This is a genomic window from Micromonospora carbonacea (assembly GCF_014205165.1).
In the GTDB taxonomy this organism is placed as follows: Bacteria; Actinomycetota; Actinomycetes; order Mycobacteriales; family Micromonosporaceae; genus Micromonospora; species Micromonospora carbonacea.
The window spans coordinates 5,492,031-5,505,028 of the sequence record NZ_JACHMZ010000001.1; the positions used below are offsets into that span (position 1 = coordinate 5,492,031).

Annotated in this window: 12 protein-coding genes; 4 read left to right on the forward strand and 8 right to left on the reverse strand. The window is 74.4% G+C overall.

Annotated features, from left to right (window positions below; genetic code table 11):
• Positions 1-93 precede the first annotated feature (93 nt).
• The gene (locus tag HDA31_RS22995) at positions 94-1,437 is read right to left on the reverse strand and encodes a class I SAM-dependent methyltransferase (RefSeq protein WP_178063622.1); all 1,344 of its coding nucleotides are present in this window, start codon (positions 1,435-1,437) and stop codon (positions 94-96) included.
• Positions 1,434-2,831 (reverse strand): FAD-binding oxidoreductase, encoded by a 1,398-nt coding sequence (locus HDA31_RS23000; RefSeq protein WP_074473564.1) that lies wholly within the window; start codon positions 2,829-2,831, stop codon positions 1,434-1,436. Before HDA31_RS23000 ends, HDA31_RS22995 begins: the two co-directional genes overlap by 4 nt.
• A gap of 114 nt (positions 2,832-2,945) precedes the next feature.
• On the opposite strand from HDA31_RS23000, the gene HDA31_RS23005 reads away from it, so the two are divergent.
• On the forward strand, positions 2,946-3,230 hold the full coding sequence (locus tag HDA31_RS23005; RefSeq protein ID WP_178063621.1) for a DUF427 domain-containing protein: 285 nt from the start codon (positions 2,946-2,948) through the stop codon (positions 3,228-3,230).
• Here HDA31_RS23005 and HDA31_RS23010 read toward each other — a convergent pair.
• Entirely contained in the window at positions 3,152-4,471 is a 1,320-nt protein-coding gene (locus tag HDA31_RS23010; protein WP_246384449.1) for an MFS transporter, read from the reverse strand. The genes HDA31_RS23005 and HDA31_RS23010 overlap by 79 nt on opposite strands.
• A gap of 70 nt (positions 4,472-4,541) precedes the next feature.
• On the opposite strand from HDA31_RS23010, the gene HDA31_RS23015 reads away from it, so the two are divergent.
• Positions 4,542-5,516, forward strand: a complete 975-nt coding sequence (locus HDA31_RS23015) for a GlxA family transcriptional regulator (protein WP_246384448.1) — start codon at positions 4,542-4,544, stop codon at positions 5,514-5,516.
• An 88-nt stretch (positions 5,517-5,604) separates the two neighbouring features.
• On the opposite strand, the gene HDA31_RS23020 is transcribed toward HDA31_RS23015, so the two are convergent.
• From HDA31_RS23020 to HDA31_RS23030, 3 genes are all read right to left on the reverse strand, one after another.
• Entirely contained in the window at positions 5,605-6,153 is a 549-nt protein-coding gene (locus HDA31_RS23020) for a hypothetical protein (RefSeq protein WP_178063618.1), read from the reverse strand.
• Between the two features lie 86 nt (positions 6,154-6,239).
• On the reverse strand, positions 6,240-8,192 hold the full coding sequence (locus tag HDA31_RS23025; RefSeq protein ID WP_074473560.1) for a VWA domain-containing protein: 1,953 nt from the start codon (positions 8,190-8,192) through the stop codon (positions 6,240-6,242).
• 1 nt (position 8,193) lies between these two features.
• On the reverse strand, positions 8,194-9,657 hold the full coding sequence (locus HDA31_RS23030; protein WP_178063617.1) for a magnesium chelatase ATPase subunit I: 1,464 nt from the start codon (positions 9,655-9,657) through the stop codon (positions 8,194-8,196).
• A gap of 234 nt (positions 9,658-9,891) precedes the next feature.
• Here HDA31_RS23030 and HDA31_RS23035 point away from each other — a divergent pair, with 234 nt between their 5' ends.
• The gene (locus tag HDA31_RS23035) at positions 9,892-10,539 is read left to right on the forward strand and encodes a cellulose binding domain-containing protein (RefSeq protein WP_178063616.1); all 648 of its coding nucleotides are present in this window, start codon (positions 9,892-9,894) and stop codon (positions 10,537-10,539) included.
• Between the two features lie 76 nt (positions 10,540-10,615).
• Positions 10,616-11,605 (forward strand): L-glyceraldehyde 3-phosphate reductase, encoded by a 990-nt coding sequence (mgrA, locus tag HDA31_RS23040; protein WP_178063615.1) that lies wholly within the window; start codon positions 10,616-10,618, stop codon positions 11,603-11,605.
• Positions 11,606-11,832: 227 nt separating this feature from the next.
• Here mgrA and HDA31_RS23045 read toward each other — a convergent pair whose 3' ends face one another.
• Positions 11,833-12,033 (reverse strand): DUF397 domain-containing protein, encoded by a 201-nt coding sequence (locus tag HDA31_RS23045; protein ID WP_178063614.1) that lies wholly within the window; start codon positions 12,031-12,033, stop codon positions 11,833-11,835.
• Complete coding sequence (locus HDA31_RS23050; RefSeq protein ID WP_219825007.1) at positions 12,030-12,965, reverse strand: DUF5753 domain-containing protein; 936 nt, start codon at positions 12,963-12,965, stop codon at positions 12,030-12,032. The genes HDA31_RS23045 and HDA31_RS23050 overlap by 4 nt, the downstream gene beginning before the upstream one ends.
• Positions 12,966-12,998 lie beyond the last annotated feature (33 nt).

Sequence of the window (12,998 nt, forward strand, 5' to 3'; positions counted from 1 at the left end):
TGCACCTGCCGATACCTCAGGATCCGTCCACGCGCGGCAGATCCACGAGGGGGGACGGCCGCGCGGCCGTCCCCTCTCGTCGGCGCTCGCCGGTCAGGCCGACCAGTCCGGCCGCAGCGGGTAGCCGTTGACCCCGCGCGGGCCGTTGCGGGTGGCCAGCACCTGGTGGAGCTGGATCTCGTTGCGCTCGAACGCCAGCCGCGACCCCGCCATGTAGAGCCCCCACACCCGGGCGGTGCCCTGGCCGACCTCGGCCACGCACTCGTCCCAGTGCTCGACCAGGTTGCGGCACCAGCCGGCGAGGGTCAGCGCGTAGTGCTGGCGCAGGTTCTCCTCGTGGTGCACCTCCAGCCCCGCGTCGTGGATCTCGCTGATCAGCCGGCCCGGACCGGCCAGCTCCCCGTCGGGGAAGACGTACCTGTCGATGAACGCGCCGGAGCGGTGCGGGGCCCGGTTGTCGGCCCGGGTGATGCAGTGGTTGAGCAGCCGCCCGCCGGGGCGCAGCCGGCCGCCGAGCGCCCGGAAGTAGGCCGGGTAGTTGCGCACCCCGATGTGCTCGGTCAGGCCGATCGAGGAGATCACGTCGAACTGCTCGCGCGGGGCGTCCCGGTAGTCCAGGTGCCGCACCTCGGCCAGCTCCGACAGCCCCTCCCGCTCGATGGCCGCCTGCGCCCACTGCGCCTGCGCCCGGGACAGGGTCACGCCCAGCGCCTTCACGCCGTATTCCCGGGCCGCGTGCCGGACCATGCCGCCCCAGCCGCAGCCGACGTCGAGCAGCCGCATCCCCGGCTTCAGCCCGAGCTTGCCGGCGACCAGGTCGTACTTCGCCGCCTGGGCCTGCTCCAGCGTGTCGTCGGGGCTGCGGTACACCGCGCACGTGTACGTCATCGAGGGCCCGAGCACCAGCTCGTAGAAGGCGTTCGACACGTCGTAGTGGTGGGAGATGGCGGTGCTGTCCCGGACGCGGGAGTGCCGCAGCCCGTTGACCACCCGCTTCCAGCGCGGCGCGGCCTCCTGCGGCGGGGGCGGCGGGGGCAGCAGCCGCTCCCAGCCCAGCCCGCGCACCAGGGCCAGCCCCTCGGCCAGCGACGGCGCGCGCAACTTCAGCTCGTCCTTGAGCACCCGCAGCGCCTCGTACGGGTCGCCGGGGTGCACGCCGCCCAGCTCCAGGTCGCCGCTGACGTAGGCCCGCGCCATGCCCAGGTCGCCCGGGGCGGTCAGCAGGTAGGACAGGCCCCGCTCGGAGCGGACGGCCAGGGTGATGTCGGCGTCGGCCGGGCCGACGGCGCTGCCGTCGTACCCCGTGATCCGGACCGGCAGGGCCCCGGCCGTGACGGCACGGACCACGTCGGCCACGGTCGGGGTCGCGCGCCGGCCCCCGGCCGGCGGGACGGACGGGACGTCGGCCGCCCCCTGTTCTCGGTCAATCAGGCTCATTTTCGCGCTACCGCCTTCTCGTAAAGTCCGGTGAGCCGGTGGTCCGGGTCGTAACGGTCCTTCACCGCGCGCCAGGTGTCCCCGCCGTAGAGCCGGTCGAACGCCTCGCGGTCGTAGTACGCGTCCGAGTAGAGCGACTTGTGGCCGCCCGCGTCGGACACCGCGCGCTCGACCAGCCGGTTGACGTCGCCGTCGGCGGCGCCCCCGGTGATCGGCACGGTCCCCCAGAAGCCGATGTTGACGTAGTTCTGGCCGGGCCGCAGCGGATATAGCGGCCAGGCCCGCGCGGAGCCGGGGCCGGCGGGCTCGCGCAGCCGCAGCGGGCAGAGCCAGACCGGGGACATCCGCACCTCGCGGGCGAACCAGCGCAGGAAGCCGGCGGTGCCCTCCAGGGGGATCTCCACGTCCTGCACCACCCGCTCGCGGGCCGGCTGGCCGCGCAGCCGGTCGATGCGGGCCGCCACCTGGTGCCGGTGTTCCAGCCGGACGAGCCGGTGGTAGACGTCGCTGCGCCGCAACCGTGCCGGCCAGAGCCTCCGCACGACCGGGTGCTGCGCGCCGAACGCCGCCGAGCACCAGAACCAGTCGGTGTCCCAGCGCCACAGGTAGTCGTGGGTGGTCAGCCAGTCGCGGGTGCGCCGGGGCAGCGAACGATAGTAGATGCCCTGGCCGGTGTAGTCGCTCACCTGCGGCGCGTCGTCGGTGAAGGTCGCCAGCACGAGGTACGCCTCGCCGGGGCTGAACATCACCCCGTCCATCGCGTCGACCGGCTCGCCGGCCCAGGAGCCGGTGGCGGTCACCTCGCCGATCGCCGCGGTCAGCGCGTCGAGGTCGGTGAAGCGGACGTTGCGCAGGGCCACGTACGTGCGGACCGGGGCGAGCTCGATGCGCAGCCGGGTGGCGTAGCCGAGGCTGCCCAGCGAGTTGGGGAAGGCCGCGAAGAGGTCGGCGTGCTCCCCGTCGGGCCGGGCGGTGACGATCTCGCCCGCGCCGGTGAGGACGTCCAGCTCCAAGACGGACTCGTGCGGCAGGCCGTGGCGGAACGAGGTGGACTCGATGCCGAGCCCGGTGACCGCGCCGCCCAGGGTGATGGTGCGCAGCTGCGGCACCACCAGCGGCATCAGCCCGTGCGGCAGGGTCGCGGCGACCAGCCGCTCGTAGGTGCACATGCCCTGCACCTCGGCGGTGCGGGTGACCGGGTCGACGTCGATCACCCCGCCGAGGCCGCTGACGTCCAGGCCGGGGGCGCTCGGGGCGGATCTCGGGCGGAACAGGTTGGAGGTGCGTTTGGCCAGTCGGACGGTCTCGCCGGCAGGCACCGCGGCGTAGGACCGCCGCAGCAGGTCCACCGCTCCGTCGTGGTCAACACCATGATCCACACGACCCGCGCGCATGAGATCACTGTACGCGCGAACGATCGTTCCGGTGGGACGTCCACGGTGGCCTTTACCACGTCACAGGCCCGCGCGGGCACCCGGTCCGCGTCCGCCCGCGCTAGCGTGGGGCGTATGCCGAAAGCCGTCTGGAACGACCTGGTGATCGCCGACAGCGACGACACGGTGGTGGTCGAGGGCAACCACTACTTCCCGCGCGCCGCCCTGCGCGACGACGTGCTCCGCGACTCGGGGACGCACACGTTCTGCCCGTGGAAGGGCACCGCCTCCTACTACTCCCTGGAGCACGACGGGCAGACCAGCGCCGACGCCGTCTGGTACTACCCGGATCCGCTGCCGGCCGCCGAGATGGTCCGCGACCGGGTGGCCTTCTGGAAGGACGTCTCGGTCGTCGACTGAGCCGCCCCACGCCGACCCAGCAGCAGGGAGAGCCCGGCCGCGCCGATCGACAGCGCGCCCGCGACGTACCAGGCGACGGCGTAGTCGCCGAGCCGGTCGCGGACCAGCCCCGCCCCGGTCGCGGCGAGCGCCGCGCCGAACTGGTGGGCGGCGAAGACCCAGCCGAAGACCACCGCGCCGGACGCGCCGAACCACTCCCGGCACAGGGCCACGGTCGGCGGCACGGTGGCCACCCAGTCCAGGCCGTAGAACACGACGAAGACCAGCATGCTCGGTTCGGCGGTGCCCGCGAAGAGGCTCGGCAGCACCAGCAGCGACGCGCCGCGCAGCGCGTAGTACGCCCCGAGGAGCAGCCGCGCGTCGAACCGGTCGGTGAGCCAGCCGGAGGCGATCGTGCCGACGATGTCGAAGAGCCCGACCAGGGCGAGCAGCCCGGCGGCGGTGGTCTCGGCCATGCCGTGGTCGTGCGCCGCCGGCACGAAGTGGGTGCCGACCAGCCCGTTGGTGGTCGCGCCGCAGATCGCGAAGCCGCCGGCCAGCAGCCAGAACGGCCGGGTCCGCGCGGCGGCGGCCAGCACGGACACGGCCCGCGCCCCGGCCCCGCCGGCCGGCGGCGCGGGCGCGACCACCTCCGTCGCGCCGTAGGCGGGCACGCCGAGATCCGCCGGGTGCTCCCGCAGCAGCCATCCCACCAGGGGTACGACCGCCAGCGCGGCCCCGGCCACGACGAGCGCCGCCGCGCGCCAGCCGTGGTCGCGCACGAGCACCGCGACCAGCGGGAGGAAGACGAGCTGGCCGGCGGCCCCGCCGGCGGTCAGCACCCCGGTCACCAGGCCCCGCCGCGCCACGAACCAGCGCCCGGTGACGGTCGCCACGAAGGCCAGCGCCATCGACCCGGTGCCCAGCCCGACCAGCACGCCCCAGCAGAGGACGAGCTGCCAGCTCGCCGTCATGAAGACCGTCAGCCCGCTGCCGAGGGCGACCAGCACCAGGGCGGCGGTCACCACCCGACGGATGCCGAAACGGTCCATCAGGGCGGCGGCGAAGGGTGCGGTGAGCCCGTAGAGCAGCAGGTTGACCGAGACGGCGGCGGAGACGGTGGCCAGCGGCCAGCCGAACTCGGCGTGCAGCGGGTGCAGCAGCACCGACGGGGTGGCGCGGAAGCCGGCCGCGCCGACCAGCGCGACGAAGGCGACGGCCGCCACGGCCCAGGCAGGGTGGAGACGACGGATGCGGGTCACGCACCGAGTCTCGGGCCGCCGCCGCCCCGCGACGAGTGGCCGGAACGCCATGGTGCGCAATAATCGGGCCATGACGTTCGTCCCGCACCGGGTCGCGGTGCTCGCCGTGGACCGGGTGGTCGGCCTCGACCTCGGCACCCCCGCCCAGGTCCTCGGCGCGGCCCGCACCCCCGACGGCGGCCCCCTCTACGCGGTGGACACCTGCACGGCCGGTGGTCGCCCGGTCCGCAGCACCGCCGGCTTCCAGGTGCTGCCCGACCACGGGTTGGAGCTGGTCGCCGCCGCCGACACGGTGGTCGTGCCCGGGGTGCACGGCGGCGGGCCGATGACCGAGGGCACGGTGGAGCCGGCCGTCGCGGCGGCGCTGCGCGACGCCCACGCCCGGGGCGCCCGCGTCATGTCGATCTGCACGGGCGCGTTCGTGCTCGCCGCCGCCGGCCTGCTCCACGGCCGGCGGGCCACCACCCACTGGGCGTACGCGGGCCTGTTCCGCCGGCTGCACCCCGCGATCGAACTGGACCCGGAGGTGCTCTTCATCGACTCCGGAGACGTGCTCACCTCCGCCGGGGTAGCCGCCGGGATCGACCTCTGCCTGCACGTCGTACGCACCGACCACGGCAGCGACGTGGCGAACCGGGCGGCCCGGCGCTGCGTGGTGCCGCCGTGGCGCGACGGCGGGCAGGCCCAGTACATCGAGCGCCCGGTGCCCCGGGACCCGGCCCACGGCACCGCCGCCACCCGAGAGTGGGCCCGGCAGCGGCTGCACGAGCCGGTGGCCCTGCGCGACCTGGCCGGGCACGCCCGGATGAGCGTGCGCACCTTCACCCGGCACTTCCGCTCGGAGACCGGGCTCAGCCCGGCCCAGTGGCTGCTCCAGCAGCGCACCGACCACGCCCGGCTGCTGCTGGAGACGACGGACCTCAGCGTCGAGCAGGTGGCCCGCCGGTCCGGCTTCGGCACCGCCACCGCGCTGCGGCAGCGACTGCACGGACGGGTCGGCGTCTCCCCGTCGGCGTACCGCAGGGCCTTCCGGGCCCGCGCCTGACCGGCCCTCTGGTTCCCTCTCGGCCCCGCCCGCCGGCCCACCTGGCCACCGCACCACCGGCGGCCTGGCCACCGTCGCCGTCGCCGGGTCAGGCGCGGTGGGCGTGGAACTGCGGGCGTAGGGCCCGCAGCTGGGCCAGGTGCTTCGGCAGGTGGACCCGGGCGTGCAGGTCGAGGGTGCGGGCCCAGGGCAGCGTCTCGTCGACCCGCAGGTCGACGTCCTCGTGCAGCCTGGTCTCGACCGGCGTCTGCGCCGCCGGACCCAGCCGGTCGACGAGCGCGCAGAGCCGCCGGCTGGTCTCCCGCAGCCGGCCGGCCAGCCCGCCCAGCGCCGCCGACCCGCCCGGCACCGCCGAGCCGCCCGACGTCGGCGGGCCGGGGCCGGGCGCCTCGGGGCCGGCGTACTCGGCGACGAGGGCGTCGAGCTGCGGGCGGTGGATGGCGTCCAGGTCGTAGTACGCGACCGGGGAGCCGGCGAGCACCGCCTCGGTCGCCTCGATCATCAGCTCGTCGCTGGCCACCAGGTGCGCCACGATCTGCTCGGCGCTCAGCTCCCCGTCGCCGGGCGGCCCGAATCCGCCGGCCGCCACCTCGGCGAGCACCTCGTCGTACGCCCGCCGCAGAACCTCGCTGCCCACCGTCCCAGTCAACCCCGGCGCCGGCCCGGCCGGGCGGCGCTACCGCGCCCGGGTCACCCGGACGGGACCGGGCCGCCGGCGGGCGTTCAGCGGCGGCCCCGGCGGGCGCGCAGGTAGTCGCTGACCACGTACTCGCCGAGGTCGCCGAGGTCGGGGGTGAACATCCGGCCCCGGGACCGGCGGGCCACCGCGTCGACGAAGCGGCGCAGGCCGGGATCCTCGCCGAGCATGAACAGGTTGAGCATCGCGCCGGCCCGGGTCAGCCGGTCCACCTCCCGGATCGTCGCCGCGACCGTCTCCGGCAGCGGCGGCCAGTGGAAGTACGCCTCGCCGTCCTCGGGGTCGAGGTGGGCGGTGGGCTCGCCGTCGGTGACCACGAGGACCACCGGCTCCGCGCCCGGGTGCCGGCGCAGGTGCCGCCCCGCCAGCCGCAGCGCGTGCTGGAGGTTGGTGCCCTGCTCCAGGTCCGGTTCGACGGCCGCCAGCTCCGCCTGGGTCAGCGGCGCGGCCTGCCGGCCGAACCCGATGATCTGGAGGGCGTCCTGGGGGAACCTGGTCGCCATCAGGTGGGACAGGGCCAGGGCCGTCTGCTTCATCGGCCCCCACCGCCCCTGCGAGATCATCGAGTACGACAGGTCCACGCACAGCGCCACCGCCGCCGAGGCCCGGCGTTCGGTCTCCGCCACCTCGAAGTCCTCGGCGGCGAGCTGGACCGGCACCGACGGCCCCGCCCGGCGGACCGCCCGGTGCAGGGTGCGCACCACGTCGATCGGCTGCTCGTCGCCGTACTCCCACTGCCGTGACGCCCCGCTGACCTCGCCGGCCGCGCCCGCCGTACGCAGGTCGTGCTGGCCACGCGGCCCGGCCGTCAGGTCGGCGAAGACCTGGCGCAGCGCGGTGCCGGCGAGCCGGCGCAGCGCCTTCGGGCTGAGCGTCAAGCCGTCGGCGTCCCGGGTCACCCAGCCCTGCCGGCGCAGCTCCCGCTCCAGCTCCCGCAGCCGGCGCACGTCGTCGGCGGCGTCGCGGCCCAGCGTGCGGGCCACCGCCTCGACGTCCACGTCGTCCAGGGTCGCGCCGGGGTGCTCCTGGTCCAGGGCGTCGAGCAACTCGTCCAGCTCGGCGATCTCGGCGAGCGCCCCGGCCGCCTCGCCGTAGCCGAGCGGCTGGTCGCCGCGCACCCGCTCGCCGCCGCCCCGGTGCAGGTCGGGGCGCAGCGCCCGCAGGTTCGCGTCGAGCGCGGCCAGCTCGCCGGCCAGCCGTTCGCCGAGGGACTCGCGCATCAGCCCGGCCAGCTCCTCGCGCTGCCGGTCCGACAGCGACCGCATCAGCCGCTCCCCGGCCGCCGCCCGCCGGGCCAGCACGTCGACCAGCTCGTCGACGTCCCTCGGCTGCTCCGGGAAGAACTCGCCGTGGCGGCGCATGAACTCGGCGAACGCGTCGGTGGTGTCCTCCGACCGGGCGTGCCGGGCCAGCAGCTCGTTGAGGTCGCGCATCATCTCCGCGAGCTGCCGCTGGACCTGCGGGTCGCCGGCGGCCCGCGCCGCGTCGCGCAGGCCGGCGAAGCGCTGCTCCAGCACGTCGCCACGCAGCCCGTCGAGGATCCGCCGGTACGCCTGCCGGGCCTCGTCGCTCGCCCACTCGTAGCCCGCCAGCTCCCGCACGGCGCGGGCGGTGGACCGGGGCAGGTTGTCGAGCACCGCCTCGGCGAAGCGGGCCGCCTCGTCGTCGCGCCCGCGCAGCTCGTCCCGTTCGGCGGCGAGGGCCTGGTCGAGCAGCGCCCGGGCGCGGGTCACCGCCCCGTCGAGGTCGCCCCGGCGCAGCGCCTCGCGGCGCAGCCGCCGGGCCCGGGCGGCGAGGTCGTCGAGGCCGCCGCGCCCCTGCGGGCCGCGCCGCAGCAGGTCGCGCAGCGCCTCGCGGAGGCTGCCGCCGGCCAGCACCTCCGCGCCGACCGAGTCGACGGCGGCCCGCACGTCGTACGGCGGGGCGAGCGGGTCGGGGCCGCCGCGCCACTGGCCGTACCGGAACCGGTTGCCGGCCACCTCAGCCCCGGCCGCCGTAGACGGTGCGCCCGGAATCGGTGACGTCCTTGCCCAGCCGGCGGGTCAGGTGCAGCCCCTCCAGCACGAACTCGACGCCGGCCGCCGCCTGCTCGGGCGTCGGCGCGTCGCCCAGCCCGAGCCGGTCGAGGGCCTTGGCGAGCCCCGGCACGGTGCCGACCTGGCGCAGCAGCTCGGCCGAGGCGACCAGTTCGCCGGTCTCCACGACCCGGCCGTCGTCCACCAGCGCGGTGAAGCCGGACAGGTCCAGCCCGGCGAGCCGGGCCCGGAACGTGTCGGCGGTCGCGGTACGCAGCAGGTGGGCGAGGATCTCGACCTCCCGCCCGTCCTCACCGCTCTCGAACTCGACCTTGCCGCGCAGCGTGGAGGTCACCGACACCGCGTCGCCGACCCGGGCGACGGGCGTCTCCTCGCGTGCCCCGTCGGTGGTGGCACCGGCCGCGAGCAGGCCCGAGCGGCGCAGCGCGGCGGCGGCGACGGTCTCGGCGGCGGCGATCGCGAACCGGGCCGAGACGCCGGAGCGCTGGTCGACCGACGGGGACTCGCGCACCGCGCGGGCGAACCGGGCCAGCACCTCCAGCACGTGCTGCGGCACCTCGGCGACCAGGTCGGCCTCCTGCCGGATGAGGGCCAGCTCCAGCTCCAGGCCGAGCGGGTAGTGGGTGTGGATCTCCGCGCCGAAGCGGTCCTTGAGCGGGGTGATGATCCGGCCCCGGTTGGTGTAGTCCTCCGGGTTGGCGCTGGCCACCAGCAACAGGTCCAGCGGCAGCCGCAGCTGGTAGCCGCGCACCTGGATGTCGCGCTCCTCCAGCACGTTGAGCAGCGCCACCTGGATGCGCTCGGCCAGGTCGGGCAGCTCGTTGACGGCGAAGATGCCCCGGTTGGTGCGCGGCACCAACCCGAAGTGGATGGTCTCCGGGTCGCCGAGGGTGCGCCCCTGGGCGATCCGGATCGGGTCGACGTCGCCGATGAGGTCGCCGACGCTGGTGTCGGGGGTGGCCAGCTTCTCGCCGTACCGCATGCTGCGGTGCAGCCAGGCGACCGGCAGGTCGTCGCCGGCCTCGGCGGCCAGGGCGCGGGACGCGGGGGTGAGCGGGTGCATCGGGTGCTCGTTGAGCACCGAGCCGGCGATGACCGGGGTCCACTCGTCGAGCAACGCCACCAGGGAGCGGATCAGCCGGGTCTTGCCCTGGCCGCGCTCGCCGAGCAGCACCATGTCGTGTCCGGCGAGCAGCGCCCGCTCGACCTCGGGCAGCACCGTGTCGTCGTAGCCGACGATGCCGGGGAAGCGGTCCCCGCCGGCACGCAGCCGGGCGAGGAGGTTGTCGCGGAGTTCCTGCTTGACCGTGCGGTAGTGGTGCCCGGCCTCCCGCAGCGCGCCGAGGGTGGCGGGCAGGTCGGCGGGCGGGACCGGGAGAACCTGGTTGGGCTCAGTCACCCGACCCACGCTAGCGCGCCCTCGTTGCAAGGAGGGGCCCCCTGTTAACGCATTCTGTATGGGAAGGGCCCCTTCCTAACCGACGGCGGAGGCTCCGGGGCGACGGCGGGCCTGCCCCCGGGGCGCGGTGGACGTCGGGTGCGGCGTGACGAGACGGATCGCCGATTGACAAGGCAATAGGCGCACATCGATGGTTGGAGCGCTCCCAACCCACCACCTGCCGCTCCCGTCCCGGAGGCTGCCATGAACCGTCCGCGTCCCAGACTCCGCACCGGCCTGCTGGCGCTGGCCGGCGCGCTGCTGCTCGTGCCCGTCGCCGGCCTCGCCTCGGCCGCCGAGGCGGCGGAAACGGCCGGCGCCCCCGGAGCCGCCGCCCTGGGCATCCCGGCGCCGCTCTGGACGCCGGCCCCGACACCACCCGCGACGCCGAGCCCGCGCCCGACGCCGACGCCGACGCCGACCACGGGCGCACCGCACCCGACGGACTACCCGACCCCCACGCCGACCACGGGCCCGCCGTACCCGACCGACTCCCCGACTCCCACGCCGACGCACCCGACCGATCCGCCGAGCCCCACGCCGACGACCGCTATCCGCTGCGCGGCGACGTGGCGGCTGGTCAGCGACTGGCCGGGGGCCTTCCACGCCGAGGTGACGGTGCACAGCACCGGCACCGCGCCGGTGGCCCGCTGGGCGGTGCGCCTGCCGCTCGCCGACGGCCAGGGGGTACGCGACATCTGGAGCGCCACGATCTCCTCGACCATCGACAACGTGGTCACCATCGGCAACGCCGACTGGAACGGCCGGATCGCCCCGGGGGCCAGCACCACCTTCGGGCTGATCGGCACGGGCCCCGCCACCGCACCCGCCCTGAGCTGCATCGCCGTCTGACGGCCGCACGACGGCCGGGGCAGCGGCGACGAGCTGTCGCTGTCCCGGCCGCCGGCGCGGCGATAGGGTCGGGAACGTGACCTACCTTGCCTCGGACGAGCGCTACCAGACGATGACCTACCGGCGCAGCGGGCGGAGCGGGCTGCGGCTGCCGGCCGTGTCGCTCGGGCTGTGGCACAACTTCGGGCCGGACCGGCCGTACGAGCGGCAGCGGGACATCGTCCGGCGCGCCTTCGACCTCGGCATCACCCACTTCGACCTGGCCAACAACTACGGCCCCCCGCCCGGATCGGCGGAGGAGAACTTCGGCCGGATGCTCGCCACGGACCTGAAGCCCTACCGGGACGAGCTGGTGATCTCCAGCAAGGCCGGCTACGACATGTGGCCCGGCCCGTACGGCGAGTGGGGCTCCCGCAAGTACCTGATCGCCTCGCTGGACCAGTCGCTGCGCCGGATGGGGCTGGACTACGTCGACATCTTCTACTCGCACCGGTTCGACCCGGACACCCCGCTGGAGGAGACGATGGGCGCGCTCGACGCTATCGTCCGCTCCGGCAAGGCCCTCTACGTCGGCATCTCCAACTACGACTCGGAGAAGACCGAGCGGGCCGCCGCGATCCTGCGGGACCTCGGCACGCCGCTGCTGATCAACCAGCCGTCGTACTCGATGCTCGACCGCTGGACCGAGCGCGACGGCCTGCTGGACACGCTGGAGCGGGTGGGGGCCGGCTGCATCGCGTTCAGCCCGCTCGCCCAGGGGCTGCTCACCGACCGCTACCTGGGCGGCATCCCCGAGGACTCGCGGGTGCGCACCAGCGTCTTCCTCAACGAGAGCGACCTCGACGAGCAGAGGATGGCCACCATCCGGGCGCTCGGCGGGGTGGCGGAGCGGCGCGGGCAGTCCCTGGCCCAGCTCGCGCTCGCCTGGGCGCTGCGCGACCCGCGCATGACCAGCCTGATCATCGGCGCGAGCAGCGTCGCCCAACTGGAGGCGAACGTCGCCGCCCTGGACAACCTGGACTTCACCGCCGAGGAGCTGGCCGAGATCGACGGCCACCTCGGCTGAGCGTCACCACCCGAGCCGAGAGGGCGGGGTGCGGTCGGAAATGGGGAGATCTTGGAAGCAAAGGGCCCCTCTGGGGGCCGGATTCTTCCAAGATTCACCCTGCGGTTCGCTGCTCGTCGGCAGGCGCGCTCGCGGGCCCTGGGAATCACCTGCCCTTCTCCCACACCTGGACACGAGTGCCAGGGCTGGAGGGAGGGCGGCTCAGGGTGCGGGCAGAAGGTGATTCGTCAGCTCGCCGGGCCAGCCTTGAACCCGGCGACAAAGCTCGCCCAGGAGCGGCTGTCGAAGGCGAGCGTCGGGCCGGTGCGGTCCTTGGTGTCGCGGACGTCGACCGCGCCGCCGACGAACCGCACCTCGACGCAGTTGGCGTTGTTGGAGCTACGGGAGGACTTGAACCAGCCCTCCCCGGAGTTGTACGACGGACTCACGTCATCTCCTTGGCAATCTGGCGGACCAGCTCAATCGAGTCCTCGGAGCGTAACGCCCGCTCGCAGGCTTCCTCGAGGGTCACCTGGTAGTCGTTCACCAGCGTGGATTGATCAATGATGTCGATGGACGTAAGCACCTCCTGCCAGACCAGGTCAGGCAGCCTGGGCGACGGGAACGAGAGGATCTGGAAGGAGCCACCCAGCGCAGGGTGCGCCCCGGCGGCGAAGGGCAGCACGCGGATGTCGATCTGCCCGGGCCGCTCGGTCGCCATCTCGACCAGGTGCTCAAGCTGTGCCCTCATCACAGCCGGGCCGCCCACCTGCTGGCGCAACGCGCCCTCGCCGAGCAGCGCCGCCACTCGGATGGGGGGCTCGGTGTGTAGTCGCGCCTGCCTGGCCATCCGGGCTGCCACCCGCCGCTGCACCTCGGTGAGTCGAATGGTGGTGGTCCCGCCCGCGATGACCGCTCGGGCGTACCCCTCGGTCTGCAACAGACCGGGCACCAGCTCGCTGTCGTAGAAGCGGATCTCCTCGGCCCCGGCCTCGTAGCCGAGGAAGCGGATGAACTCGGCCGGGAAGAGCTGGGAATACTCGTGCCACCAACCGCGCCGGGTCGCGCCGATGCGCAACTCCTCCAGCTCTGCCGCCTCCTCCGGCTCCAGCTCGTAGACCTCGATGATTCGGGCCAGCCGGGCAGCGGGGAGTTTCACCCTGCCCGCCTCCACTCCCGAGACGTACGTCTGGATGATGCCGATGGCGCGACCGGCTGCCGCTGCGGTCAAGCCGATCTCCTCGCGGCGCTGACGCAGCCGCAGTCCCAGTTCCCAGGCTTGCACGACCGGCGACGGCTCCACAGGGGCCGACGATCCGCGCGGTCGCGTTGCACTCGATGACGTGACGGGCATTTCTTCTGCCTCTCCCTCGAAGAACACCCTCAGTATTCTCATCACCACCCTTGATAGCAA

What these genes read in the sequence shown, in the direction of transcription:
- HDA31_RS23000 (WP_074473564.1), bottom strand. Translation starts at nt 2,831, where the DNA reads ATGCGCGCGGGTCGTGTGGATCATGGTGTTGACCACGACGGAGCGGTG.
- HDA31_RS23035 (WP_178063616.1), top strand. Translation starts at nt 9,892, where the DNA reads ATGAACCGTCCGCGTCCCAGACTCCGCACCGGCCTGCTGGCGCTGGCC.
- HDA31_RS22995 (WP_178063622.1), bottom strand. Translation starts at nt 1,437, where the DNA reads ATGAGCCTGATTGACCGAGAACAGGGGGCGGCCGACGTCCCGTCCGTC.
- HDA31_RS23005 (WP_178063621.1), top strand. Translation starts at nt 2,946, where the DNA reads ATGCCGAAAGCCGTCTGGAACGACCTGGTGATCGCCGACAGCGACGAC.
- HDA31_RS23015 (WP_246384448.1), top strand. Translation starts at nt 4,542, where the DNA reads ATGACGTTCGTCCCGCACCGGGTCGCGGTGCTCGCCGTGGACCGGGTG.